Below are 26,238 nucleotides of genomic sequence, written 5' to 3'. Positions count from 1 at the left end.
TTTTAGTGTTTAGCAAGCAGTACTTCATTTGTAGCTCGAACTAAAAACTACAAACTGAATACTAAATACTATTTAACATAGGTTTTATTTATCAAATAAAAATCAGCTAAAACAATTGCTGCCATGGCTTCAACTATGGGAACAGCACGAGGAACTACGCATGGGTCATGACGTCCTTTACCTGTTTGTTCAACAATATTACCTTGATTATCTAAAACATCTTGCTTTTGGATTAAAGTAGCTACTGGCTTAAATGCTACTCTAAAATAAATATCCATTCCGTTAGAAATTCCACCTTGAATACCACCGGAGAGATTTGTTTTAGTAGTTCCATCTGCATTGTATAAATCATTATGCTCGCTACCTTTCATTTTAGCCCCACAAAATCCACTGCCATATTCAAAACCTTTTACTGCATTTATAGACAGCATAGCCTTTCCTAACTCAGCGTGTAATTTATCAAAAACAGGTTCTCCAAGTCCGATTGGCACATTTTGTATCACACAGGTTACAGTACCTCCAACGGTATCTCCTTGTTTTCTGATTTCACGAATGTGTTCTTCCATTTTTGTAGCTGTTGCTTCGTCTGGACAACGAACAGGATTGCTTTCAATTTTAGAAAAATCCAATTCTTGATACGGTTTGTCTACAAAAATTTCTCCGACTGAAGATACGAAAGCATTTATTTTAATATCTTTTACTACTTGTTTGGCAATTGCACCCGCGACAACCCTACTCGCTGTTTCTCGAGCAGAACTTCTTCCACCTCCGCGATAATCGCGAAGTCCATATTTTTTTTCATAAACATAATCAGCGTGGCTTGGACGATAGGTATCTTTTATATGAGAGTAATCATCTGATTTTTGATTAGTATTTGGAATCACAAAACCTATTGGAGTTCCTGTAGTTTTGCCTTCAAAAATTCCAGATAAAAATTGCACTTCATCGTTTTCTTTTCGCTGTGTTACGATAGCTGATTGTCCGGGTTTTCTTCGAGACATCTCATATTGAATATTTTCTAAATCTAATGTTATACCTGCTGGACAACCATCAATAATTCCTCCTAGAGCTTCTCCATGTGATTCTCCAAAAGTGGTAATTTTAAAAAGTGTTCCGTAACTATTTCCTGCCATTGTGATAAAATTTTGAACAAAAGTACCATTTTAGTTTAAGGTTTAAAAGCATAATTTTTAAACTTTTAAAACAATATTTAGTAGTGTAATTTTTTAATGATACAGAAAATCTCCACTATCATTAGATTACTATTTGATAATTTTATTGACTTTTATACGTTATCTTTGTCAAAACAAATATTTATTTATATGAAAAAACTTATTTTATCTGCTGTTATGCTACTAGGTTTGGCATTAAGCACACAAGCACAAGACATTTCAAAAAATGCATTAGGACTGCGTTTAGGTGATAGTGATGGTTTTGGTGGAGAAATATCCTATCAAAGAGAACTATCTAGCGATAATCGATTGGAATTAGATTTGGGCTGGAGAAATAGTAATAATGTTGATGCTTTCAAATTATCTGGTATTTATCAATGGGTTTGGAATATTGATGGCGGTTTCAATTGGTATGCGGGTCCAGGCGCTGGAATTGGAAATTGGAGTTATAAATATAAAGATGTTAAAGATAGTGGAACATTTGTATATGTAGGTGGAGATATAGGAATTGAATATTTATTTGATATTCCTTTACAACTATCCTTAGATTTAAGACCTGAATTCTATTTATCAGACGGATACAGAACAGATAATTATGGTTCTGATATTGCTCTAGGAATTAGATACCGTTTTGATTAGTAGTTTACTCTAAAAATACTAAAGATTCCTGTTTTTTTTCTTAGAAACAGGATTTTTTATTTTTAGAATGTATATTTGTAATTGTAAATATTTATCTCCTATGAAAAAATCAATTATAACGCTACTTTTTTTTGTTTGTTCGTTCAATAGCAGTAAGGCTCAAGAAATTGCAAGAAATGCGATAGGAATTCGTATTGGTAGTTATGATAGTTTTATTGGAGAAATAGCCTATCAAAGAGGTTTATCTGATATTGATAGATTGGAATTTGATTTGGGTTATAAGAAGCGTACTGATGATATTAATTCTGTTAAATTTACTTCATTATACCAATGGGTTTGGTATATAGACAAACGTTTCTATTGGTATTTAGGTGCAGGCGGTGGATTGGGTTTTTGGACAAATGATTCTAGAGATGAAATTTATAATGGCGAATTTATTTTTGCAACTGGTGATATAGGAATTGAATATTCATTTTGCGACACTCCCATCACTCTAGCTTTGGATTTTAGACCAGAAATGAATTTTAGTGATTTTAAAGAAAATAATAAAGACAATTTCAGAGCAAACGCTGGATTAAGTATCAAATTTACGTTCTAATTGATCTCTATTTCTTTCTTGGAGTTAATTTTTACTATCGTATAAGGATAAACATATTCTTCGTCAGGTAAAACAGTGCTTTCCTTAGCAATAACCTCTTCTGTTTGTATAATTATTTTATCGGTTGTTTCTTTGATATTTTTAATAATTATACCGTATCCATAAGACTTTTTTTCTCCAGCATTTAAAATTATAAAATTACAACTTTGGATATCTTCTTGGCTGATTTTTTTTCTCAAGTTACTATCATTCAAAAGCATCTTTATTTCTTTGGACTCATTTAAAATTTCGAAAAAACGAATAGTTGCTCCACCGTCATCTTGTTGCGTTAAAATTTCATAGAGTGGTTTATTGTTTCCTGTCTTAGATTTTGAAGCACAAGATAGAATCAGTAATGCAGTCAAAAAATAAAGTCCTTTTTTTATTTTTTTACAATTCATTTGTTTTAGAATTCATTTTTGAATTGGCAATAGCCTTGTGGTACAATTCTTCATACAATGGCAGAATTTTTTTAATATCAAATTGTTTTGCAGTTTCAAAAGCATTTTCTTTAAACTGCTTCAAAACCTTATTTTCTTTTAAAATCTTTAGAGCATTTGATGCCATTTCATCAATATTTCCCACATTGCTTAAATAACCTGAAACAGCATTAGAATTTACTTCTGGCAATCCTCCTGAATTACTTGAAATCACTGGAACTCCCCAGGCCATAGCCTCAAGTGCTGCCAGACCAAAACTTTCTGTTTCAGATGGTAATAAAAATAAGTCGGAATAACTTAGTATTCTGTCAATCTCATTACTGTTTCCTAAGAAAATTACTCTATCTGTTATTCCTAATTCATAACAAAGATTCTCGGCTCTTTCTTTTTCTGGTCCATCACCTACCATTAATAATTTTGCTGATATTTCTTGCTGAATTTTATAAAAAATTTTAATCACATCTGGAATTCGTTTTACTTTCCTGAAATTACTGATATGGGTGATAATACGTTCATTCTCATTAGCCAAAACAGACCGATAACAAGGAATATCAGCATCTGTTTTATGATTATCTAATTCAATAAAATTTGGAATTACAACTACTTCTTTCTTGATGTCAAATAGTTTTAATGTATCTTCCTTGAGACTTTGTGATACTGAAGTTACGACATCCGATTTGTTGATGCTAAAAGTTACAGCGGGTTTGTAAAAAGGATGATTTCCTACCAAAGTAATATCTGTTCCGTGCAAAGTCGTTACCATTGGTATTTTTATTCCTTCATCTTTCAATATTTGTTTAGCCATATAACCTGCATAGGCATGAGGAATTGCATAGTGCACATGAAGTAATTCAATTTTGTACAATTTAACCATATCCACCAGCTTACTTGATAAAGCTAATTCATAGGGCTGGTAATGGAATAACGGATATTCAGGAACATTTACCTCGTGATAGTGTACATTTGCATTCAATAATGCCAAGCGAACTGGTTGGCTGTAGGTAATAAAATGAATTTCATGACCTCGTCTTGCCAATTCAAGACCTAGCTCTGTAGCAACAACACCACTACCTCCAAATGTAGGATAACAAACAATTGCAATTTTCATGTAGAATTTTTAGTAAAAACGAAAGTAAGGAAAATAGAATTGCTCTTAAGGAAAAATTAAGTTAAAAAATTGAAGGTTATTTGATTTATTGAATAAATTATAGTTTTCCTCTTATCCAACTATTTGTATCTTTAAATGTTTTGATATTGAGAGAAAAGCCTATTTATAAATTAAATATGAACTTGATTGCTAAAATATTCATATTCTGTTTAAATTATTAAAGCATCATTCTTCTTCAACGAAAACACCTTCACAATAGCCTGTTATAGTTTTTTGTAAAGAATCATCAAATAGATTGGTTCCATTTACATTATTAAATGTTAATTTAAACTTATTATTACCTAAATCAACAATTGACAAACTTCCATCATCAAATGAGTACGAATTGAAACCAACAGTATAGCTACCTTGTGCAGCAGTATTAACTTCAATATCACTAATTTTTAAAGAATATGTACCATTTATACTACTCTGAGAAATAGGATAAATTATTGAGAGTTGTAACGATTCTGAAGTCGATAAATTAGATGTTAATTTAAATAAATGAAATGTTCGAAGGTTAGCTTGACCACTATTTACTCCCGATTCAAAACTTGTTACTATATTGCTATCTTCATCGGTATTTGCTAAAGGGACAAAACTTTTACCATCTACTAAAATTTTAGAGATAAATGAAGACTCATTTGACGAACTAGAACTATTATCATCTGATGAACAACTTGAAATTATAAAAAATAAAACTGGGATTAGTGTAGCAATTTTTTTCATTTGTAAAGAATGAATTTAATGAGTTAATATACAAATATGGTTAATAAATACTTACAAACAAAAACCTATATGCTAATTACTTAAAAAACAATTGTAGCAAAATCATCTAACTATCGCCTCATAAATTACCTTTTGAATATCTTCCCTAATATTTTCTTTTGACAATTTGTTTACTGTTGCCTCTGGAAATGTTCTATTCGATAAGAAAACATATACAATTTCTGTTTCTGGATCTGCCCAAGCCATCGTTCCTGTAAAACCGGTATGACCAAAACTAGTCAAAGAAGCACAACCACAAGTAGGTCCAGATGTTCCTGGTTGTTGTGGTTTGTCAAATCCTAAGCCTCTTCTATTGCCCTCGGCACAGAAATAACAGGTATTAAAATCGGAAAACGTTTTTTCAGAAAAATAGCGTTTCCCTCCATAACTTCCTTTTTGAAGATACATTTGCATCATTTTAGCAACGTCCATTGTATTTGAAAAAATACCAGCATGACCCGCAATACCACCTTCCATGGCAGCTTCCATATCATGAACATAGCCCTGTAAAATTTGATATCGAAAATACGTATCCATTTCTGTTGGTGGGATAATATATTTATTAAACTTTTCCAATGGGTTATAAGTAGTATTATTCATTCCCATAGAACTGTAAAAATTCTCTTGAGCTAAAATATCCAGTCTTTTACCAGTAATTCTCTCTAAATAATCTCTAAGGATGATAAATGTAAAATCACTGTATTTGTATTCTTTTTTGGGTAATAATTTACTTTCAATAATTTTTTTCATAATTGTATCGTGATAATCATTTCTCATGAAAAGACTATCAGCTACTTTCTTAGAAAATTGTTCATTATATATTTTACTGTAATACTTTGGAGAAGGTTTTTTAAAAGCATCTAAAGTTTCTTGATAAAAAGGCATCCACGCCTGAAAACGAGCATAATGAGACAATAATTCTTTGAAATTAATATCTTTTTTATCAGAAGCATCAAAAATGGGCAGCATAGAACCCAAGGTGGTCTCCATAGTAATCTTTTGATGATCGTATTGCTGCATTACATTGGGGAGAGTGGATACAATTTTTGTTAATGAAGCGATATCATAAATATCCGAATTCACCACTTTAACCTTATTTTCATAGGTGTGATATCCGTATGACTTTTGATAGATTACTTTGCCTTTTCTTGAAACCAACACTTGAATTCCAGGAGTCATTTTATTGGTAATAGCATAATTTGCAAAATTGTCTATTTTAGACAAGATTTCAGACTTCATACCAACATTTTCAGGCGTAGCAAATCCTAAACGATCTAATTTTTGAGTAGTTAAACCATCATTTACAACAAAATGATTATTTATAGAAACAGGCAGTTTCCCTTCTGCTTCAATAGCGCCAAATAATAACTCTGCGGAAACAATTTGAGCAATATCGCTATTTTGATAGGATACTACTACCCCTTCAATATCGTCAAAAGTAGTAATAGTTAAAAGAGAATAGGGTTTGGTAAAAACATCTAAAATAACTACGTTTTTCTTTGCTATCTCTTGTAGCCATTGCAACTCTGTTTCAGTAAAATCGTGTTTTTTCCAAGCTTTATCTGATTTATGAAAACCAACAATTACGGTAGTAAACTCTTTTAGTTTTACATTTAAACTGTCTATATTATCGTCAAAAACCTCTGTAATTTCCGTATATTTTTTAAGCGTAGAAACAAATGAACTGTTTACATCATCCCCTAATTTCACATAGGCTATCTTGTTGTTTTCAAGGTCTTTGATTGGGAGTATCTCGTCTTTATTTTTTAAAACTGTAATGGCATTCTCATACAATTCATATTGTAAAGCATCATTTGACGGACCGTTTAAATCCTTGTAAATGTTTGAAATAGCAATTGGTTTATAATCATTCAACCCTACTTTGAATTTGTATTTCAATATTTTTTTTACGGAGTAAGCCAATCGTTCCTCACTGATTAAACTGTCTTGATATGCCATACATATCTTTTCTTTGGCAATAGGAACATTTTCGGCACAAAGCAAAATATCATTTCCTGCTAAAAAGGCTTCCAAATCAATTTGACCAGGGTCATGGAAATTTTTCGCAGCTTTCATATTCAAAGCATCTGTAAATATTAAACCCTTAAATTGAAGTTGCATTTTCAGTACATCAGTAATAATAGTATGAGAAACAGATGATGGAATATTTTCTCTTGGTTCCAAACTTGGAACATTTAAGTGAGCTACCATGACTGACGCTAAGCCCTCTTCAAATAATTTTTTATAAGGATACAATTCTACGTCATTTAAGCGCTCTTTTGAAAAATTGATTGTTGGTAACGCCGCATGTGAATCAATTTCTGTATCACCATGACCAGGGAAATGTTTACCTGTTGCCAATAAATTCAAACTCTGATAACCCTTCATCAAAGCTAAAGCACTCTCGGCGACATTCTCTTTATTTTCACCAAAAGAACGAAATCCAATTATTGGATTTTTGGGATTGGTATTAATATCTAAAACCGGAGCAAAATTAAAATGAACGCCTATTCGCTTACTTTGTTCCCCCATTTGAACTCCCACTTTTTCCAAAAGTTTTTTATCCCGAATCGCGCCCAATGTCATGTTCCAAGGATACCTGTAAGTTGAATCCAATCGCATACTCAATCCCCACTCTGCATCTATTCCAATCAAAAGTGGTACTTTGGAATTTTGTTGAAAATGATTCGTGAGTTTAGCCTGACGAACGGGACCTCCTTGAAAAAAAATCAACCCTCCTATTTTATGCTCTTGTATCAATTTGTCAATCATATTGGTGTGAGCAGAATCTTTGTTAGAATAGGCCGAAATCATAAATAATTGACCTATTCTCTCTTCAAAAGTGAGTTTATTATAGACACTATCTACCCATTTTTTTTGAGTTTCAGAATCGTAACCATAGATGTCATCTAGTGGTTTAACAGGTACAACTACTACTTCTGGAGGTGGAGGTGGAACAACAATTTTCTTACTGACACAGCCAACAGCAAAAATAAATAGGCAAATCAATAAAAATATTCTTGATAGGGTATTTTTCATTCAGGTATTTTTGATTAAAAGAAACGACTGTGCCAACTTTCCCCTGCAGGTACTTCCCAGTTAGTATTCCAGTCTTCGATGGTATTTACTAAATTATTAAATACGATTGTTTTTTCGGTAACAGCCTTATCTTTAGCCATTTTTTTAAAATCAAGTAATGATTTGTGAGCAATATGTTCTCCTAATTTAAAGGTAACATTCATTTTATCCAACAAATCAACATTGTATTTTTTCTCTAAATTTTGAATAAACTGAACCGAAGCATCAATAGAACAGCCTGTTGCATTTTGAACTTCCTGATTAACAGCAATAATTATGAATCTATTGTATTTGAGTTGGTAAGACGCTTCAAGACCAGTACCGTGTGCTGACCAATTCTGTAAAAATAACTGTAAATCAGCTTCAATCTCAGTGCATTCATCGTCTGAGAATTTTCTGTTAGATTGATAAATCCAAATTTTAGATTCTTGTGGCAAACTTTCAAAAGGAACAAACATGGGATTTTAGATTTAGTATTTTAGATTTGGAATTTTACAAATCTTGGGCATTAGCAATTAATTCGGCGATATCCATTACTTTAACTTCGCCTTCTTTTTCTTTATTTTTAACTCCGTCAGTCATCATAGTATTACAAAAAGGACAACCCGCTGCAATAATATCAGATTTTGTTTCAAGTGCATCTTCAGTTCTTTCAATATTAATTTCTTTATTTCCAGACTCGGCATCTTTAAACATTTGAGCGCCACCTGCTCCACAACACAAACCATTTGCGCGTGAACGTTTCATTTCTACTAACTCGGCATCCAATTTTTGAATTAAATCCCTCGGTGCTTCATATATAGCATTAGCTCTTCCTAAATAACAGGGATCGTGAAATGTGATTCTCTTTCCTTTAAATTGCCCACCTTCAATAGTTAATCGTCCATCATCTAACAATGATTTTAGAAATTCTGTATGATGAACTACTTCATATTTGCCACCCAATTCAGGATACTCATTTTTTAAAGTATTGAAACAATGCGGGCAAGCAGTAACGATTTTCTTGGCTTCATAAGCATTCAAAACCTCGATGTTCATCATGGCTTGCATTTGAAATAAGAATTCATTCCCTGCCCTTTTAGCTGGATCGCCTGTACAACTTTCTTCAGTGCCTAGTACAGCAAAAGAAACATTTGCCCGATTTAAAATTCGAACAAAAGCCTTAGTGATTTTCTTAGCTCTATCATCAAAACTTCCTGCACAACCTACCCAAAATAAAACTTCGGGTTGTTTTCCTTCTGCCATCATTTCTGCCATTGTAGGCACATTCACTATTTCTGACATATTTTTTTTGTTTCAAGTTTAAAATTTAAAAACTAACATTTAAATTTTACTCATTCTTCCAATTCAATCTATCTTGTTGATTGTATGGCCAAGGTGCTCCGTTATTTTCAATATTGGTCATCATTGCGTTTAATGATGTTGGTGCAGCACTTTGCTCCATTACCAAATACCGTCTCATATCCATAATAATGGATAATGGACTTATATTTACTGGACATTCCTCAACACAAGCATTACAAGAGGTACACGCCCAAAGTTCTTCGGGAGTAATGTAATCATTTAACAACGATTTGTTATCTGGTACAAAAACACCTTTATTGGCATCTATATTTTTTCCCACTTCTTCTAGACGATCTCTGGTGTCCATCATAATTTTTCGTGGAGACAACTTTTTACCTGTAAGATTCGCAGGACAAGATGAGGTACATCTTCCGCATTCTGTGCAGGTGTAGGCATTGAGTAATTGAACCCAATTCAAATCCTGAACATCGCTTGCTCCAAACTTTGTAGGCACAGCATTAGCATCTGCTGGTGGTGATGCAAAGGGGTCAGCATTAGGATCTAACATTAACTTTACTTCTTTAGTAACCGAAGCTAGATTATCGAATCGACCTTTAGCATTCAAATCAGCAAAATAAGTATTCGGAAACGCTAGTAAGATGTGTAAGTGTTTTGAAAAATACAAATAATTCAAGAAGATTAAAATCCCAATAATATGCAACCACCAGAATAATCGTTCTATCATCATCACAGTTGATTCTCCAATACCATTAAAGAGGGGTTCAATAAATTGTGAAACGGGAAAGGCTCCGGCGCGTTCGTAATGTCCAAATTCTAACAACTGTAGGTGGTAATCAGCTGCATTCATTAGAAGAAATAAGGACATCAAAACAACCTCGAAATACAAGATATAATTAGCGTCGCTCTTTGGCCATCCTTTCAAATCTGAACTGATGAATCGTTTGAGTTTTATTACATTTCTTCTGATTAAAAACAGAATTACAGCAATCAGAACTAAAACAGCTAAAATTTCAAAAGAACCAATTAACAAATCATACAAGCTACCTAAAAAAGAAAATATACGATGCGTACCAAAGAGTCCATCAATGATAATTTCTAAAACTTCAATATTTATAATTACAAAACCTAGATATACTAAAATATGTAATATTCCCGCGACTGGTCTTTTAATCATTTTAGACTGCCCAAGAGCAATCATAGCCATATTTTTCCAACGCTGTGAAGAATTATCCGATCGGTTTACATCCTGACCCAGCTTAATGTTTCGAATAATTTTTTTGATATTAATCGTAAAAAAACCAATACCTAGACCGAGAATAATTGCAAATAAAATATTGTCTAAATAATTCATTTTAATTCTTTTTTACCTTCGTTATAGTGTCTTTCACCGGGGCTACATAGGGCTTATTTTTTTTACCAAAAAGTGAAACATTAACATATCGCGTGGGGTTCAACCTCACATCTTCAAGAAGCAATTCTAATTCTTTTGAAGTGTTACTAAAGTTAGTGTACAACTTATCATCCTTCATCAATTTGCCGAATGTTCCTTTTCCTGACTGAATATCAGACATAATTCCGTTTACTTTTGCTAATGTACTTTCTAAAGTTTGAACCGTTTTTGCGATATTGGCTTTAGACAACGAATCGGATATTTTAGAAAAATCACCCGAAATTTTATTAAAATTAGTAACTATTCCTCCTATTTTTTGTTTGTTGTCGTCTAAAATTGAATTTACATTTTTTGTAGTAACAGAAAATCCTGATAAAGTTTCGTTTAAGTTGGCAATGCTACTTTTCAAATTTTCTCTTGTTTTAGCATCCAGAACTTTATTCAAATTGGTCAAAAGCGAATCCATACTGACAGTCATCTTTTCGACTTTTTCTTGGAGAGGAGTTAATTTTTCAGCAACTAGGTCTGTCAAACCTGCCTTAACACCACCTTGAAGAAAAGTACCCGATTCGGCAATTGATTTATCGTCTAAATTAGGGATAATTTGTATCTGTTTTCCTCCTATTAGTCCAGGTTCGTAAATTTTTACAATACTCGATTTCGAAATTGGGAAATCACTCTTAATTTGGAGTTCTACGACTAATTTCCCAGTAGTATTTTGCAATTGAATACTACTAACTTTCCCTACAACCAAGCCATTAATAGTTACTGGAGCAGAAGAAGCTAAACCTTCAACATTGTTATACTCAACATAGAAAGTCTTGTAACTGGTAAATAAATCCCTTCCTTTTAGGAAACTATATCCCCAAATAAATAATAAAATAGAAGCGATAACTAATATTGCGGTTTTGATTTCTCTTGTTACTTTCAAAATTGTATGTTTTAAAACAAAATTAGGATAAATTATTTGAACTAGGTCTTATTTAATAGCTTCTTGGATACTTATTTTCTTTCCATCTTTGAAAGCAATTAGGTAGGCAGAATCAAATCCTTTTGATTTAGCTTCCTCAAGATTTCGTTTTGCAGTTGCATAATCAGAAGTCTCTCCATAAGTATATTTATAAAAAGTGCCATTTTCTGTATTTACATCAACGTTTTTTAAACCTTTGAAGTTAGATGGGATTAACTCAATCTTTTTTCCAACAGCTGCAATTTGAACTTTAAAAATTACTCCCGTACTTTCTTTTTTAATTTCTGGAGTTTTAACAACTGGCTTTTCAACTATTTTTTCTTGTTTTGCAATTATTGAAGAATCTTTAATTGGTTTTTCTATTACTCGCTTAGATGGTCTTTCAATAATCTCATTGTTTCCTGCACCAAAATATTCCTTTTTGTAACTAATTATTGCATTTGCTATAGCCTCAGCAACTTGCATCTGCCCTTCTTCAGAATCCAATAAAGCTCCGTCCTTAGGATTTGATATAAAACCTGTTTCTATTAACACTCTTGGCATGTAGGCTTTGTGTAAGACCATAAATGGCGCTTGCTTTACTCCTCTACTTTTTCTATTCAATCCTGATGTAAACTGATCTTGTATCTTACTTGCTAAAGAAATACTATTCTCCAAATATTCTTCTTGCATTAAAGTCATACCTATCATTGAACTTGGATTGTTGGGATCAAAACCTTCATACTTTTGCTTATAATCTTTCTCCAATGTAATAACGGCATTTTCACTCTTTGCTACAGCAAGATTTGAAGCATTTTTATTCAAACCCATAACATAGGTTTCCGTTCCATCGGCAGCAGCATTTTTATTGGCATTACAATGAATGGAAACAAATATATTAGCATCAGCTCTGTTAGCAATGTTAGAACGCTCTACCAATTCAATAAAAACATCTGTCTTTCTGGTGTAGATTACATCAATATTAGGGTTGGCCTCAAGAATTTTCCCTACCTTCAAAACAATGGCAAGAGCAATATTCTTCTCAATATGACCATTATATACTGCGCCAAAATCATGAGCTCCATGACCAGCGTCTAATGCTACTTTAAATTTTGAATTTGATTGTGCGTATGAATAAAATGCAATTGAAAAGAAAAATAATGTTGTGGATAATTTAATTTTTAGCGCTGTATTCATCCTACTTTAAAAGTTAATTTTATTAAAAATGGTATATTTTAAATTTTTTTAAATAGTTACTTTTGACGAAAAATAAATATGTAAGTTTGGCTCGTCAAAAATTAAGCCATATTTTTACAAAAATAGCATTTAAACCTTTGCGGACAAACTTATTTAATATCGTTTTATTAGCATTTTTCCTAACAATTGGAAGTGTAAAAATTTATTCGCAAGAATTAGGAACCAAAACTACTTCTATACCCATTAAAAAAGAGACAGATAACAAGCCTATAGATGAAAACAAGGCTGTAATCGCCGATACCATAAAAACAGATAGCATAAAACCAAAAAAACAAATTCTAGAAGGCAAGATCAAGTACAAAGCTGAAAAATATGCCAAAATTGATCAAAAGAAAAAGCTGATTACTCTTTATGACAAGGCAGAATTGTACTATAAAGACATTGAATTGAAATCAGGGATTATTGTTTTCGACTATGAAAAAAATGAAGTTTATGCAGGCCGAATAAAAGATTCCGCAGGTGTTTATACTCAATTTCCAAATTTCAAGCAAGGTTCAAATATCGTCGAACCTGATTCCATTCGCTTTAATTACAAAACCAAAAAAGCTCTAATTTGGAATTCCAGAACCGATCAAGGAGAAATCAAAATAAAGGCTGAAATTTCAAAACGAGTTAATGATTCTGTTTATTTCTTGAAAGGCGCTCGATTTACCACTTCAAAAGACGTTGATAATCCTGAATATTATTTCAAAACAAGTAAAGTAAAATATGTCCCTGGAAAAAAAGTAGTGACTGGACTTACCAATATGGTTATCGCAGATGTGCCAACACCGCTAGCGCTACCTTTCGCTTTTTTTCCAATGACAGAAGAAAGTCAATCGGGTATTATCATACCTACTTTTAATGATACCAGAACAAGAGGCTATTCATTACAAAATGGCGGTTATTATTTTGCTTTGAGCAAATATTTTGATTTAGCTACACTTGGAGATTATTACACTAACGGAAGTTACGCTTTGCGTTTTGAAAGTAACTACGCCAAAAGATATAAATTTAGAGGTAATGTCAACGTACGTTTTGAAAATCTAATAGAAAGTGAAAGAGGTTTCCCTGATTATTCTAAAACTAACATTTACAACATTCAATGGTCACATTCACAAGATTCGAAATCCAATCCCAATTCTCGATTTTCAGCATCTGTAAATATGGGAAGTAGTAAATACTTTAAACGTTCTGTTAGTCAGATAAATGCAGGTTCTAGTTTGAACAATACATTGAGTTCTTCGATTTCCTATTCTAAGACTTTTAATTCGGTTCCACAAGTCAATTTATCTTTAACAGCAACCCACTCTCAAAATACGCAAACTGAAAAAATTGATATGACTTTGCCAACCTTACAAATGAGTGTTGATCGAGTTTTTCCTTTTGCTCCAAAAGACGGAATCAAAAAAGGTTTTTTCAAAAATATCAATTTGCAGTATAATTTGCGAGGAGAAAACAGAATTGCCACAACAGATTCTTTATTCTTCAAACCTCAAATGTTTGACGATGCCAAGGTAGCCTTACAGCACAGCATTCCTTTGAGTACTAATTTCAAGGTTTTTAAATACTTTAGTGCTACTACTTCTCTCAATTATGAAGAGGTTTGGTACCTACAAACTATTAACAAAGCGTTTGACCCAATACTTAATAAAGAAGTTAATACTATCGTAAAAGGATTTGATGCATTCCGAACCTATTCATTCTCATCTAGCTTAGGTACAACAATTTATGGAACATTTAATTTAGGAGAAAAAAATAAAATACAAGCCATCCGACACGTTATGCGTCCTTCTGTTTCGTATAGTCAAACTCCAAGTTTTTCAAAATATTATGATACTTATGCAGCTGATGGTTCTGGAAGAATGGTTAAAGAATATACTCGATTTGAAGGCGGAATTTTTGGTTCACCCGGTAAAAGTAACTCCAATAATGTTGGATTTAGTTTAAGCAATACTTTTGAAGCCAAAGTAACAGATAAGGATTCTACTAAAACGGAACCTAAGAAAATCATGCTATTAAACAATTTAAATTTTTCTACAAGCTATGATATCGCAGCAGATTCCTTGAAATGGTCTCCTTTAAGAATTAGTGGTGGAACTCAATTATTTAAAAATAAAATGAATGTCAATTTTGGCATGACCTTAAATCCATACGCGCTCAATAATGCAGGTAAGGTTATTAATACTTTCAATATAGACAATGGAGGTAGTCTTTTTAGAATGACTAGTGCCAACATGACTTTGAATTATTCGCTTTCAAGTACAGATGGAGATGACAAGAAAAAAGTGAATAAACAAGGACAGCGCAATGGCGGTCGTGATGATGATTTGTTTGGTTCTAATACTGATTTTAGTGACCGAAGAGAAAGTCAATTTGGAACCGATGATGAGGAAGATGATGGTTTTAAAGGATTTTACAATGCTGAAATTCCCTGGGATTTAACTTTGGGTTATCAATTGACGTATACTAATGCAAGCAGAGAAAGTAAAATTACAGGCAATTCCTTGATGGTTTCTATGAATACAGATTTGACGCCTAAATGGAAAGTTGGCGTGTCAACTGGATATGATTTTGTTCAGAAAGGTGTCACTTTTACACAATTCCGATTTGAAAGAGATTTGCTAAGTTGGAGAATGGATTTCAATTGGACTCCATTTGGAACAAATGCCTATTGGAGTTTCTTTATCGGAATAAAATCAGGTGTATTAAGTGACATTAAATGGGATAAACGCAATAATAGATTTTAAAAACAATTGATTATGACAAAAAAAATACTCTATACAAAAAATGCTCCTGCACCAATTGGTCCATACAATCAAGCTGTAATAGTAGGAAACACATTATATACCTCAGGGCAAATTGCGCTGAATCCAGATACTATGGAGCTAGTATTAGACTCTATTGAAGTAGAAACTAAGCAGGTAATGGAAAATTTAAAAGCCATTCTAGAAGCAGCTAATATGACTTTTGAGCACGTAGTGAAAACTACTATTTTTATAGCAGATATGAATGATTTCGCAAAAATTAATTCGATTTACGGGACTTATTTTAATGAAGAAACCGCTCCAGCACGTGAAACGGTTCAAGTGGCTTGCTTGCCAAAAAATGTAAACATCGAGATTTCAATAATTGCTATACTTTAATTAAGTATACATATCATCTTTCTCTATTTGTTTAAAATATGATATTGAATCAATCCGTCAATTGGTCTACGGAGAACGTTACCTAATTTTAATTGATGTCGTGATAAGACAATTTCTAATTCATCTTTAAGATAAAAAGCGATTGAGCCTATAAAATGTATTGGAACTTGTTTGCAATTATCGTATTGTTTAATGTAATTTTCAACAAAGTCTTCCATTCCTGCGAAAATAATCTTCTTACAAAATTCTGTTTCCTTATTTTCGATTAAAAACTTAGCAAAAGTGGCTAAATAAGCATTAGGATTAGGTTCTTTATATAAATTGTGTTTGATAAAATCAGCATCAAGATTATAAGTACTTTCAAACTTCAGTACCAAGTCTTTTGGCATTTTGTTAAAATAATAACCTCTAATCAATTGACGTCCAAATTGATTCCCGCTACAATCATCCATGGCAATGTAGCCTAAAGATTGCACTTTTTGATGCAATACTGAACCGTCAAAATAGCTACAATTAGACCCAGTTCCTAGGATACAAACAATAGCTTTCTCATCTTTAGGAGTTGTTGCATAAACTGCTGCATAGGTATCCTCATGAACAGAAATAAGTGCTTTTGGAAAATATTCTTTATAAACTTCAGATAAAAAGTTTCTCATCCTCTCAGTTCCACAACCTGCACCATAGAAAAATAAATGTGATACTTTATTTTTATTATGAGAAATATCAAATTTATCATTAAGACGATTGACAATTTCTTCTTTATCTAAAACTTCTGGATTTAGACCCAAAGTTTGAGCTGTGAATAAGACTTTTCCGTCTTTATCAATTGAAATCCAATCTGCCTTTGTGGAACCACTATCTACTAATAATTTCATTTTATGTCTAGGATTATTATGTTTGGATTAAGTAACTTTCTTAAACCGAATATTTTTGTTGTTGTGTGTTTTAATTAACTTTCGTTAAAGTTCAGTTTTATAACAAAGAATAAAACTCAACTACAAAATAGTAAAAATCCCGCATATTCTACGGGATTTTCAGTATTTAAAATTATTTCAAACCAGCAATGTGCACAGATAAATCAATCAATTTGCTTGAATATCCATACTCATTGTCATACCAAGATACTAGTTTAAAGAAAGTAGAATTTAAACCAATTCCAGCGGTTGCATCAATGATTGAAGTTCTTTTATCAGAAATAAAATCTTGTGAAACAACAGCATCTTCAGTAAATCCTAAAATACCTTTCATTGAAGTCTCAGATGCATTTTTTAAAACTGCCATGATTTCTTCGTATGAAGTTTCTTTAGCAACTTTTACAGTTAAGTCTACCACAGAGACGTCAGCAGTAGGAACACGGAAAGACATACCTGTTAGTTTTCCATTCAAAGAAGGAATTACTTTTCCTACGGCTTTAGCAGCACCTGTTGATGAAGGAATGATATTAATTGCAGCAGCACGTCCACCTCTCCAGTCTTTTCTTGAAGGTCCGTCAGCTGTCATTTGAGTTGAAGTTGTTGCGTGAACTGTTGTCATTAAACCTTCAACAATTCCAAAATTATCGTGAATTACTTTAGCCAAAGGAGCTAAACAGTTTGTAGTACATGAAGCATTAGAAACTACTAAATCAGAAGCTTTAGCTGTTTCGTGATTTACACCCATTACAAACATTGGAGCATCTGCAGATGGAGCAGAAATAATCACTTTTTTAGCGCCTCCTTTGATATGTTCATTTGCAGTTTCTACAGTTGTAAAAATACCTGTACATTCTGCTACTACGTCAACATCAACTTCATTCCATTTCAAATCAGCTGGGTTTCTTTCAGCAGTGATACGGATGTTTCTTCCATTTACATATAATTTCCCTTCTTTAACTTCTACAGTTCCGTTAAAACGACCGTGAACTGAATCATATTTCAATAAGTAAGCCAAGTGATCTACATCTAATAAATCATTAATAGCTACAACTTCTACGTTATCTCTGTTGAAAGATTCTCTAAAAACGATTCTTCCTATACGTCCAAATCCGTTAATTCCTAATTTTACTTTTGACATTTCTTTTAAATTTTAAATTTTTGTTTATGGTTGTTTTCTATTTCTATATTAGATTGACATGATGTCTGAAACACGAAGTAATTCGCGATCTATTTCGTAGTGACCTTTTATTGCTTGCTCTAACGGGGTTAACGTAACCTTATCGTTTAAGAGACCGACCATGAAATTTGATTTTCCTTCTAAAAGTGATTCTACCGCTTTTACACCTAAACGACTCGCCAAAACTCTATCAAAACATGATGGAGCTCCACCGCGCTGCATGTGACCTAAAACAGAAACTCTTACTTCATATTCAGGTAAATTGGCCTCAACATAATCTTTTAATTCAAATACGCTTTTACCTATTTTATCTCCTTCAGCAATAACAACAATACTTGAAGATTTTCCAGCAGCTTTACTTTTCTTAAGTGATTCCAAAAGTCTCTCTAAACCTAAATCTTCTTCAGGAATTAAAATTTCTTCAGCTCCAGCTCCAATTCCAGCGTTTAAGGCGATATGACCTGCATCACGTCCCATCACTTCAACAAGAAAAAGTCTATTGTGTGAACTTGCCGTATCTCTAATTTTATCAATAGCATCAACAACCGTATTCAGAGCGGTATCATAACCCAATGTATGACTCGTTCCAAAAATATCATTATCAATAGTTCCAGGTATTCCCATGACAGGAAAGTTGTATTCTTTATTGAAGACTTCAGCACCAGTAAAACTACCATCTCCTCCGATAACTACCAAACCATCAACTCCTATTTGAGACAAATTATCGAATGCTTTTTTACGACCTTCCACGGTCATAAATTCTTTTGATCGAGCCGACTTTAGAATTGTTCCTCCTTTGTTAACTATGTTATGAACACTACGAGGACCCATCTCTTTAAAATCGCCTTCAATCATTCCTTGATATCCTCTGTAAACTCCTACACACTCAATTTTGTGGTAAGCACAGGTTCTAACTACTGAACGAATAGCGGCATTCATACCAGGTGAATCTCCTCCTGATGTAAGTACTCCTATTTTTTTTATAACTTTTGACATTTTTTTTCAATTAAAATGTAAATTTAACAAACATCTCTAATAATAAAGATAGAGTCTTTGATATTTTGTTTACTAATACTAATTTCAAACGTTTTTGTTGATAAGTTTTTGTTATGTTGATTTATTTTTAGGTGATATTTTATCTAAAAATAAATTTAAATAGCTTATAAATATCAAATATGTAAATTTTGCATCCTTAATGATTTAATCTTCATTTGGAGGTGTTGCTTCTTTATTAATTTTTAAAGGCGCTGGTTTTTTCTTCTCTTTACCTTTAATATTAATGTATTCTGGAAGCATATTTGAATCTTCGACATCTCCAGAAGACTTAGGAGCTTTTTCAATCTTTTGGTTTTTAAAAATTTTCTCAACCAACTGTTTAAAAGTATCAAAATCAACTTCATACGAAACTCCAAGACCTTGAGTGTAACCTATTCCTTGACCTATGTAACTTATATCATTCTCTCTATTGAACCCACGCAAATAAAGACTACCGTCTTCATTAACTCTATATTGAATTTCGACATCTCCCACAATCGCTGATTCATTAATACCACCTACGGGTACGCCTAGCTTTCCATTTATAGAAATTCTTTCATTTATTTTTGTTGATACGGTAACCCCCACTCTACCCTCGGTTTCCATTCCTGGTCTTTTATCTGCAGAAACAATATTTACGCCTACAGAAATCTTAGCCTCATCGTCATTAAATATGTTACCAAAAACATCTCCAAATTTTTCATACAAATTATTAGTTACGCTAGACTGAGTTAATCCATCTACACTAAGAAAACTACCTGTCGCAAGAAGAATCAAAGCCTGTTTTTGTCTTACATCTTTGTCATCTAATTTGGTTTGAATTTCAGACTTCAAAACCGAATTTACAGTGGGAAAATCAATATTAAAATCTGGTTCTGGATTACTTAAATTTCCTTTCAAACCAATAACTACTTCGACTGGAACTTTCTTATTTAATGAAGATGATGCATTGTCTAGTAAAACGGCTGGATTAGCAGTAGTTTGATAAATAGCATCAATATTTAGTATGGCTCTCATTGGATCCCCTTCCCATACCACTGTACCTCCTTTTTTAATATCAAATTTCTTGTTGATTAAACCGCCGTATTTAAAATTATAAGTTCCTTCATAGGCTTGAAAATCGCCCCACATATTGAACTTTCCTAAGGTGTTTATTTTAAATAATAACGACCCAAATCCTTTTCCTTTCATTCCATGACCTGAATTTCTATCAAGTATAACTTCTACCTCTGCATTAGGATTGATGTCAAAATCGAATTCTAATTCTAATCCGTTGTAATTTCTAGTTTGCGATTTAATACCATTTTTTAAGTTGTATTTTTCTGAAGAAGTAACAAAGTGAATGGCTCCATTTGAACTTGTTGATTCAGAATCATTTATGGGAATCTTCATAAATGTTCCCTTTTCTGATTTTGCTACTACCTTAATAAATAATCCATTTGTAGGCCCTTTTACAGTTGCATATCCATCAATGAAAGCGGTTCCAAAATAAGCAGCATCTTCACTGTCCTTAGTATCTAAAGCTAATAATCTGTTTGAATTAATATTTAAATCCAGTCTCCAGTCACCAAAATTCTTATGTTCAATACTACCATTCAATCTTCCTTCAGTTTCGTATTTTATATCTTTAATTAATGCATTTCTAATTAAAAACTTTTTCTCCGTGACATCGACAACGGTATTATTTGCTATAGTATAATTTGTATTGAGATAGGGAATGCCTAGCCCCGCATCACTCACAAAGAGTCGTCCATTAATTTCTAGCTCGTTAATGTTACCGCCAATACTCGTTCTTCCTGATGCAAAACCTCTTATATTGGATAAAACATCACCTCCAAGAGGATTCAAAATTCCTAAATTGAATTTTTCTAGATTTAAGTCTAAGTCTAAATTCGTTTTCTCGTCAACAATTTCAATGGTTCCTTTTGTAGAAAAAGATTCAACATTTTCGTTCTCTAAAACACAATTCAAATTAAATTTTTTGAAACTATTATCTCCATTAATGTCAAGATTCAATTTTCCTAAATCAATATCATTTATATTCAAACTATCAATTCTAACTGATGACACGGGTTGATATATTGCATTGGTTTGCTTTAGATTAATTCCACCATTCAACCTACCGTTTATGATAAACTTATCGGTAGTGGGTAAAACCTTACCCAACTCGACATTTTGAAAATCTAATTTTATGTCTTTGTTTTTTAAATCTTTCAATTGTCCAACCAACTCCATTTTTTGATTCTCATGAGACATTATTATGCTCTCAATAGAGAAATTTTTTAAAGATTTATCAAATACAATTTTGTTATTGACATTTTCAGATTCATTTAAAAACCATAAATAGTCCTTAAATTTTAACTCCGATTTTTTAATGCCTATCACATTTTTGCCTTCACTATTTATGGTATGGTATAGGTTCAAATTGTAATAATCTTGCTTTTGATTTCCGCCTTTAAATTCCGAACGCAAAAACAAGGTATCTTTTGTGGTTACGTTTATCAAACTAAAATCTTTAATCTTATAATGTTTAGTATTAATACTATCTATTTGAATATAGGTATTGTACAGTGGATTTTTATTGTCAATATTCAAATCGATATTGTGGAAAGAATTGGCATAAGCATCAATCTCAGGAGAATTGAAATTAAATTTAAATTCATCATTATCTGAATTGATGTTTCCTTTAAATGAAGTATTCTTCCCGATGGCTATTCCTGGAAAAAAAACCTCTATGATTTTGTTGTAAATTTTAAAATCAAATTTCAAGAATTGTCCTTTACTAATAGTATTTGGGTTATAGTTAGCATAAAGGCTTCCTAGTGAATTTTCGAGCATTTTTTGCAATTGATTCACCCTGTACTTCCCAACGATTTTTCCTTCAATAATATCTGGAGAATTTATTGTTATGGTTCTTAATTTGTTGTCATCAAAACTGGAATTGATAGTAAAATCATCAAAATAATAGGTGTCTTTATTGTTTTGATATGAAGTTTGATTAATGTATATGTTCCCTTTTAGATTATCTAAATTATTTCCGGAAACGTTCATTTTTATATCTCCTTTAAAAACAGCGATGGTGTCACTCTTTACAAAGTTCAGTTTTTTCAAATTTGCATAATCTATTTCTGTATGAAAATCGTAAGCAATTTCTTTTTTTCCTAGATTGACTAAACCTTCGAAATCCATGAACAAATTAGGGTCATTTACAAAAAACTTTCCTTTAAAAATTGGATCTTTAAAGCTACCGTCTACTATAATTTTAGTGTAATTATAGCCTTTGTAAAATAGCTTATAAATATCCCCTGAAAAGGCTGTATTCAGATTTTTCTGTTTAAATCCTTTGCCGTCAACATCTATATTTAGAGATACTTTTCCTAAGTCTTTTTTATTCAAAAATGAACCAATATTGAATTGTTCTAATATAATATTTCCCTTGTATGATGCATTATCAATATCGTTGATATTTGTCATTGTCAAATCAGACTGTACATTTCCCAATGCGGTACTCATGTAGAAATCGGCAATAATGTAGGTCGTAGTTATTTCTGATTTTCCTCTTAAATTGAATTGTCCAATTTTTTCGAGTGAAGACGGAAGTTTTTTTCCTAAAATATTGGGAAGTAGTTTGATAAGATTCTTGTAATTAGATTCTACCTTACTAAAATTCCCTTTCATGTAAAAATGTTGATTGTCTTTTCCGAAAAGATTTCTAAAATTCACATCACCAAAAATCTGTGATTTTTCCCCATCGGTTAATGCTAACTTTTTAACAAAAAGATTATTCAAAGTGCCCGAAATATGACCTTTGAGATCAAAAAGTTGATTCTTTCCTAGCTCTTTATAAAAAAACCAAATATCATTTGTTGCCAATTTTGCTTCGTCCAATTGAATGTCAAAATGAACCTTGTTATTAAAATCGGCAAAATCCTTTCTTGCATAATACAAACCTACATCTCCTTTCAAGAATGAGTGATTAGTCAGCACATTCAATTGCTTTAATAAAATGTTCTTTTTGGTATATGTAAATTGAGATGATACATCTTTAACAAACAGTCCTCTATGATCATAAAAAGACATTCTTTCTATATTTGTCGTAACATCAGGACCGTAAATTTTAAAATCACCAACTACTGCATTTAATTTAGTAAAATCAACATCTTTAGGGATTTCACGGTTTTCATCAGTAAGTATAAAATGACTATTGGTTAAATAAACCTTGTTAGCCGTTAGCAAAAATTTTTTCGTAGAAGGCTTTCCGGAATCAAAAGCGGCGATAAATTTATCCAGATTGGTGTCTTTTTCACCCTTGTACGTTTTCATATTCAGCAACAACTGATCCAATCGTATATCTCCAAAAATCAAGTCTCCTGAAGTTAATTTTTTGAAATCTAAAATTGTGGTAGTTATTCTATTAGCGTAAATTAATGTGTCTTTTTTATAATCATTAATCAGTACTTTTTTCAATTTCACTCCGCCAAAAACAGTAATGCTGACTTGTTCAATAGTGATATCTGTTCCATAACTTTTGTTTATTTCGGCAGTGACATATTGGGCAATTCTTGTTTGAACAAAAGGCATTGCAAGCACAACAGCAAGTACTAATAAAAAGAGGATTAGTCCAAGAATAGAACGAAGTACTATTTTTTTAATTTTTTTGATACGTTTACTATTTAAATTTTAACTGAAATTTGATTTAAGGTCAAGAAAGAGCAGCACTTTAAATAAAATTTCTTTAATTTTGGCATCGCTGTAAAAATAAAATTTTTAAACCGGTTTATCAAATATAAATCAAAAATCGTGCTCTTTTATGCAACACCAAGCAGTTTTTATACTTGCTATTGAAAGTTCTTGTGATGATACCGCAGCAGCTGTATTACAAAACGATACCGTTTTATCAAACGTTGTCGCAAATCAACTCATTCACAATGAATATGGAGGTGTTGTTCCAGAGCTAGCCTCGCGTGCACATCAACAAAATATTGTTCCTGTAATTGACGCTGCTCTTCGAAAAGCCAACGTAAAAAAAGAACAGCTTTCGGCTATTGCATTCACACAAGGTCCAGGTTTAATGGGGTCACTACTCGTTGGGAGTTCATTTGCAAAATCATTATCGCTGGCTTTAAACATTCCTTTAATAGCCGTAAACCATATGCAGGCACACATCTTGGCTCATTTTATTGATGAAGTAGGATTTGAGAAACCAAGTTTTCCTTTTTTAGCTTTAACTATATCTGGAGGTCATACTCAAATTGTAAAAGTCAATAGTTTTTTTGACATGGAAATCATTGGTGAAACAACTGACGATGCTGTAGGAGAAGCTTTTGATAAAAGTGCCAAAATACTTGGTCTTCCCTATCCTGGAGGTCCATTAATTGATAAACATGCACAATTAGGAAATCCAAAAGCATTCACATTTACAAAACCCAAAGTTCCAGGATTAGATTTTAGTTTTTCAGGTTTAAAAACTGCCATATTATATTTTCTGCAAAAAGAAACTCTCAATAATCCTAATTTTATTTCAGAAAATGTAAATGATATTTGTGCTTCTATTCAACATACAATAATTGAAATTTTAATGGATAAATTAAAATTAGCAGTAGCTGAAACTGGAATAAGGCAAATAGCAATTGGCGGAGGAGTTTCAGCAAATTCAGGTATTAGAAATACATTGAAAGAAGCAGAACAAAAATACGGATGGAAAACATATATCCCTAAATTTGAGTACACAACTGATAATGCCGCAATGATTGGAATTGTTGGCTATCAAAAGTTTTTAACTGGTAATTTTGAAACTTCTGATGTTGTTTCTAAGGCTAGAATACAATTTTAAACAATGCAATTATTTTACAATCCAAACCTAAACGAAAACTCAGAATTCTTTTCTTTTGACAAAGAAGAAAGCAGGCATATTATTAAAGTATTACGCAAGAAAGATTCAGATATATTATTTGTAACGAATGGTTTAGGTTATATATATAAAACAGAAATCACTCTTGCTTCCGAATCAAAATGTACAGTTAAAATTGTTTCAATTGAACAAGTAAAGCCATCTCAATACTATTTGCATTTAGCTGTAGCTCCTACAAAAATGAATGAACGCTACGAATGGTTTTTAGAAAAAGCGACCGAAATAGGAATTTCTGAAATAACCCCGATTATTTGCGAACATTCTGAAAGAAAAAGTATTAAAACCGAAAGGTTCGCTAAAATCATTCAATCAGCCATGAAACAATCTAATCAATTGTATCTTCCAAAATTAAATGACCCTATTGCATTTAAAGATTTCATTAAAACTAATAATAGTACTGCAAAATTTATTGCTCATTGTGAGGAAACTAACAAAAAATCATTAAAGCAAAGTCTAGAACCTAGCACAAATACAACCATACTTATAGGACCTGAAGGTGATTTTTCGAAAAAAGAAATACAAATAGCACTTGAAAATGAATACATTCCTATATCATTAGGAAATACAAGATTACGAACGGAAACTGCAGCCATCATTGCTTGTAGTCAAGTTGCTTTTGTGAATGAATTTTAATTTTATGAAAAAAGTTTTTTACCTGTTTTTTTTAATTTCATTTTTAGCAAATGGTCAGCAAATTGCATTACTAAAATATAGCGGTGGCGGTGATTGGTATGCAAACCCTACCGCTTTACCTAATTTAATAAAATACAGTAATCAAAACAACAAAACTAGAATACACCCCAAGCCTAGCGTAGTAGAACCCAGTAGTCCAGACTTATTTTCCTACCCTTTTATTCACATGACAGGTCACGGAAATGTAGTTTTCAGCGATTCAGATGTTATAAATTTGAGAAATTATCTTAACTCAGGAGGATTTCTTCATATCGACGATAACTTTGGAATGGATGAGTACGTGAGAAGAGAAATAAAAAAAATTTTTCCAACTTCTGAACTCATTGAAATCCCTTCTACTCATAGTATTTTTCAAAAACCTTTTCTTTTTTCATCTGGTATCCCAAAAATCCACGAGCACAATGGAAAACAGCCTCAAGCTTTTGGTATATTCATCAATGGAAGACTCTCACTACTATACACTTTTGAGACAGATTTAGGAGATGGTTGGGAAGATTCAGAAGTCCATAATGACCCTATCGAAATAAGAACAAAAGCATTAAAAATGGGCGCCAACATATTAAATTATGCTTTCACCAATTAGTTTAAAACTCAGAAAACG

General features: G+C 32.2%; 21 protein-coding genes. 7 read left to right on the top strand and 14 right to left on the bottom strand.

Annotated features, from left to right (window positions below; genetic code table 11):
• Positions 1–68: 68 nt before the first annotated feature.
• A complete protein-coding gene (gene aroC, locus AC23L6_RS06495; protein ID WP_487561529.1) occupies positions 69–1,133 on the bottom strand; it encodes a chorismate synthase in 1,065 nt (354 codons plus the stop codon).
• Between the two features lie 189 nt (positions 1,134–1,322).
• On the opposite strand from aroC, the gene AC23L6_RS06490 reads away from it, so the two are divergent.
• A complete protein-coding gene (locus AC23L6_RS06490; protein WP_487561530.1) occupies positions 1,323–1,811 on the top strand; it encodes a hypothetical protein in 489 nt (162 codons plus the stop codon).
• A gap of 100 nt (positions 1,812–1,911) precedes the next feature.
• The gene (locus AC23L6_RS06485; protein ID WP_487561531.1) at positions 1,912–2,409 is read left to right on the top strand and encodes a hypothetical protein; all 498 of its coding nucleotides are present in this window, start codon (positions 1,912–1,914) and stop codon (positions 2,407–2,409) included.
• On the opposite strand, the gene AC23L6_RS06480 is transcribed toward AC23L6_RS06485, so the two are convergent.
• The 9 genes from AC23L6_RS06480 to AC23L6_RS06440 form a co-directional block, all read right to left on the bottom strand.
• Positions 2,406–2,849 carry a protease complex subunit PrcB family protein gene (locus tag AC23L6_RS06480; protein ID WP_487561532.1) on the bottom strand — a complete coding sequence of 148 codons (444 nt, stop codon included), beginning with the start codon at positions 2,847–2,849 and terminating at the stop codon, positions 2,406–2,408. The genes AC23L6_RS06485 and AC23L6_RS06480 overlap by 4 nt on opposite strands.
• Positions 2,839–3,996: an N-acetyl-alpha-D-glucosaminyl L-malate synthase BshA gene (gene bshA, locus AC23L6_RS06475; RefSeq protein ID WP_487561533.1), complete on the bottom strand. Its 1,158-nt coding sequence runs from the start codon at positions 3,994–3,996 to the stop codon at positions 2,839–2,841. Before bshA ends, AC23L6_RS06480 begins: the two co-directional genes overlap by 11 nt.
• Positions 3,997–4,221: 225 nt before the next feature.
• Entirely contained in the window at positions 4,222–4,764 is a 543-nt protein-coding gene (locus tag AC23L6_RS06470) for a hypothetical protein (protein WP_487561534.1), read from the bottom strand.
• 102 nt (positions 4,765–4,866) lie between these two features.
• Positions 4,867–7,842 carry a serine hydrolase domain-containing protein gene (locus tag AC23L6_RS06465; protein ID WP_487561535.1) on the bottom strand — a complete coding sequence of 992 codons (2,976 nt, stop codon included), beginning with the start codon at positions 7,840–7,842 and terminating at the stop codon, positions 4,867–4,869.
• Between the two features lie 14 nt (positions 7,843–7,856).
• Complete coding sequence (locus tag AC23L6_RS06460) at positions 7,857–8,339, bottom strand: ABC transporter ATPase (RefSeq protein WP_487561536.1); 483 nt, start codon at positions 8,337–8,339, stop codon at positions 7,857–7,859.
• A 34-nt stretch (positions 8,340–8,373) separates the two neighbouring features.
• Positions 8,374–9,165 carry a (Fe-S)-binding protein gene (locus AC23L6_RS06455; protein WP_487561537.1) on the bottom strand — a complete coding sequence of 264 codons (792 nt, stop codon included), beginning with the start codon at positions 9,163–9,165 and terminating at the stop codon, positions 8,374–8,376.
• Between the two features lie 46 nt (positions 9,166–9,211).
• A complete protein-coding gene (locus AC23L6_RS06450; protein WP_487561538.1) occupies positions 9,212–10,537 on the bottom strand; it encodes a 4Fe-4S dicluster domain-containing protein in 1,326 nt (441 codons plus the stop codon).
• Between the two features lies 1 nt (position 10,538).
• Positions 10,539–11,507, bottom strand: a complete 969-nt coding sequence (locus AC23L6_RS06445; protein WP_487561539.1) for an MlaD family protein — start codon at positions 11,505–11,507, stop codon at positions 10,539–10,541.
• A gap of 48 nt (positions 11,508–11,555) precedes the next feature.
• Entirely contained in the window at positions 11,556–12,722 is a 1,167-nt protein-coding gene (locus AC23L6_RS06440; RefSeq protein ID WP_487561540.1) for an N-acetylmuramoyl-L-alanine amidase family protein, read from the bottom strand.
• A gap of 62 nt (positions 12,723–12,784) precedes the next feature.
• On the opposite strand from AC23L6_RS06440, the gene AC23L6_RS06435 reads away from it, so the two are divergent.
• Together AC23L6_RS06435 and AC23L6_RS06430 are read left to right on the top strand one after the other, a co-directional pair.
• Positions 12,785–15,511 (top strand): putative LPS assembly protein LptD, encoded by a 2,727-nt coding sequence (locus AC23L6_RS06435; RefSeq protein ID WP_487561541.1) that lies wholly within the window; start codon positions 12,785–12,787, stop codon positions 15,509–15,511.
• A gap of 12 nt (positions 15,512–15,523) precedes the next feature.
• Positions 15,524–15,907, top strand: a complete 384-nt coding sequence (locus AC23L6_RS06430; RefSeq protein ID WP_487561542.1) for a RidA family protein — start codon at positions 15,524–15,526, stop codon at positions 15,905–15,907.
• 23 nt (positions 15,908–15,930) lie between these two features.
• On the opposite strand, the gene AC23L6_RS06425 is transcribed toward AC23L6_RS06430, so the two are convergent.
• The 4 genes from AC23L6_RS06425 to AC23L6_RS06410 form a co-directional block, all read right to left on the bottom strand.
• Positions 15,931–16,782, bottom strand: coding sequence for an N-acetylglucosamine kinase (locus tag AC23L6_RS06425; protein WP_487561543.1), 852 nt, complete (start codon positions 16,780–16,782; stop codon positions 15,931–15,933).
• A 172-nt stretch (positions 16,783–16,954) separates the two neighbouring features.
• Positions 16,955–17,959: a type I glyceraldehyde-3-phosphate dehydrogenase gene (gap, locus tag AC23L6_RS06420; protein ID WP_487561544.1), complete on the bottom strand. Its 1,005-nt coding sequence runs from the start codon at positions 17,957–17,959 to the stop codon at positions 16,955–16,957.
• Between the two features lie 48 nt (positions 17,960–18,007).
• Positions 18,008–18,994, bottom strand: coding sequence for a 6-phosphofructokinase (pfkA, locus tag AC23L6_RS06415; protein WP_487561545.1), 987 nt, complete (start codon positions 18,992–18,994; stop codon positions 18,008–18,010).
• Between the two features lie 204 nt (positions 18,995–19,198).
• Positions 19,199–23,614, bottom strand: a complete 4,416-nt coding sequence (locus AC23L6_RS06410; RefSeq protein WP_487561546.1) for a translocation/assembly module TamB domain-containing protein — start codon at positions 23,612–23,614, stop codon at positions 19,199–19,201.
• 229 nt (positions 23,615–23,843) lie between these two features.
• Between AC23L6_RS06410 and tsaD the strand changes: the two genes are divergently transcribed.
• From tsaD to AC23L6_RS06395, 3 genes are read left to right on the top strand one after another with little or no spacing between them, the layout of a single operon-like run.
• Positions 23,844–24,866 (top strand): tRNA (adenosine(37)-N6)-threonylcarbamoyltransferase complex transferase subunit TsaD, encoded by a 1,023-nt coding sequence (gene tsaD, locus AC23L6_RS06405; RefSeq protein WP_487561547.1) that lies wholly within the window; start codon positions 23,844–23,846, stop codon positions 24,864–24,866.
• Positions 24,867–24,869: 3 nt separating this feature from the next.
• Positions 24,870–25,577, top strand: coding sequence for a 16S rRNA (uracil(1498)-N(3))-methyltransferase (locus AC23L6_RS06400; RefSeq protein WP_487561548.1), 708 nt, complete (start codon positions 24,870–24,872; stop codon positions 25,575–25,577).
• A 4-nt stretch (positions 25,578–25,581) separates the two neighbouring features.
• A complete protein-coding gene (locus AC23L6_RS06395; protein WP_487561549.1) occupies positions 25,582–26,220 on the top strand; it encodes a DUF4159 domain-containing protein in 639 nt (212 codons plus the stop codon).
• The last annotated feature ends 18 nt before the right edge of the window (positions 26,221–26,238 follow it).

The organism is Flavobacterium sp. R1_16 (genome assembly GCF_057652095.1).
This window is presented reverse-complemented; position numbering and strand designations above follow the sequence as displayed.

Bases quoted from the DNA above. Each gene is read 5' to 3' on its own strand.
- tsaD (WP_487561547.1), top strand. From the start codon at position 23,844: ATGCAACACCAAGCAGTTTTTATACTTGCTATTGAAAGTTCTTGTGAT.
- AC23L6_RS06480 (WP_487561532.1), bottom strand. From the start codon at position 2,849: ATGAATTGTAAAAAAATAAAAAAAGGACTTTATTTTTTGACTGCATTA.
- aroC (WP_487561529.1), bottom strand. From the start codon at position 1,133: ATGGCAGGAAATAGTTACGGAACACTTTTTAAAATTACCACTTTTGGA.
- gap (WP_487561544.1), bottom strand. From the start codon at position 17,959: ATGTCAAAAGTAAAATTAGGAATTAACGGATTTGGACGTATAGGAAGA.
- AC23L6_RS06470 (WP_487561534.1), bottom strand. From the start codon at position 4,764: ATGAAAAAAATTGCTACACTAATCCCAGTTTTATTTTTTATAATTTCA.
- AC23L6_RS06395 (WP_487561549.1), top strand. From the start codon at position 25,582: ATGAAAAAAGTTTTTTACCTGTTTTTTTTAATTTCATTTTTAGCAAAT.
- AC23L6_RS06490 (WP_487561530.1), top strand. From the start codon at position 1,323: ATGAAAAAACTTATTTTATCTGCTGTTATGCTACTAGGTTTGGCATTA.
- AC23L6_RS06425 (WP_487561543.1), bottom strand. From the start codon at position 16,782: ATGAAATTATTAGTAGATAGTGGTTCCACAAAGGCAGATTGGATTTCA.
- AC23L6_RS06465 (WP_487561535.1), bottom strand. From the start codon at position 7,842: ATGAAAAATACCCTATCAAGAATATTTTTATTGATTTGCCTATTTATT.
- AC23L6_RS06460 (WP_487561536.1), bottom strand. From the start codon at position 8,339: ATGTTTGTTCCTTTTGAAAGTTTGCCACAAGAATCTAAAATTTGGATT.
- AC23L6_RS06485 (WP_487561531.1), top strand. From the start codon at position 1,912: ATGAAAAAATCAATTATAACGCTACTTTTTTTTGTTTGTTCGTTCAAT.
- AC23L6_RS06430 (WP_487561542.1), top strand. From the start codon at position 15,524: ATGACAAAAAAAATACTCTATACAAAAAATGCTCCTGCACCAATTGGT.
- AC23L6_RS06410 (WP_487561546.1), bottom strand. From the start codon at position 23,614: ATGCCTTTTGTTCAAACAAGAATTGCCCAATATGTCACTGCCGAAATA.
- bshA (WP_487561533.1), bottom strand. From the start codon at position 3,996: ATGAAAATTGCAATTGTTTGTTATCCTACATTTGGAGGTAGTGGTGTT.
- AC23L6_RS06400 (WP_487561548.1), top strand. From the start codon at position 24,870: ATGCAATTATTTTACAATCCAAACCTAAACGAAAACTCAGAATTCTTT.
- AC23L6_RS06450 (WP_487561538.1), bottom strand. From the start codon at position 10,537: ATGAATTATTTAGACAATATTTTATTTGCAATTATTCTCGGTCTAGGT.
- pfkA (WP_487561545.1), bottom strand. From the start codon at position 18,994: ATGTCAAAAGTTATAAAAAAAATAGGAGTACTTACATCAGGAGGAGAT.
- AC23L6_RS06455 (WP_487561537.1), bottom strand. From the start codon at position 9,165: ATGTCAGAAATAGTGAATGTGCCTACAATGGCAGAAATGATGGCAGAA.
- AC23L6_RS06440 (WP_487561540.1), bottom strand. From the start codon at position 12,722: ATGAATACAGCGCTAAAAATTAAATTATCCACAACATTATTTTTCTTT.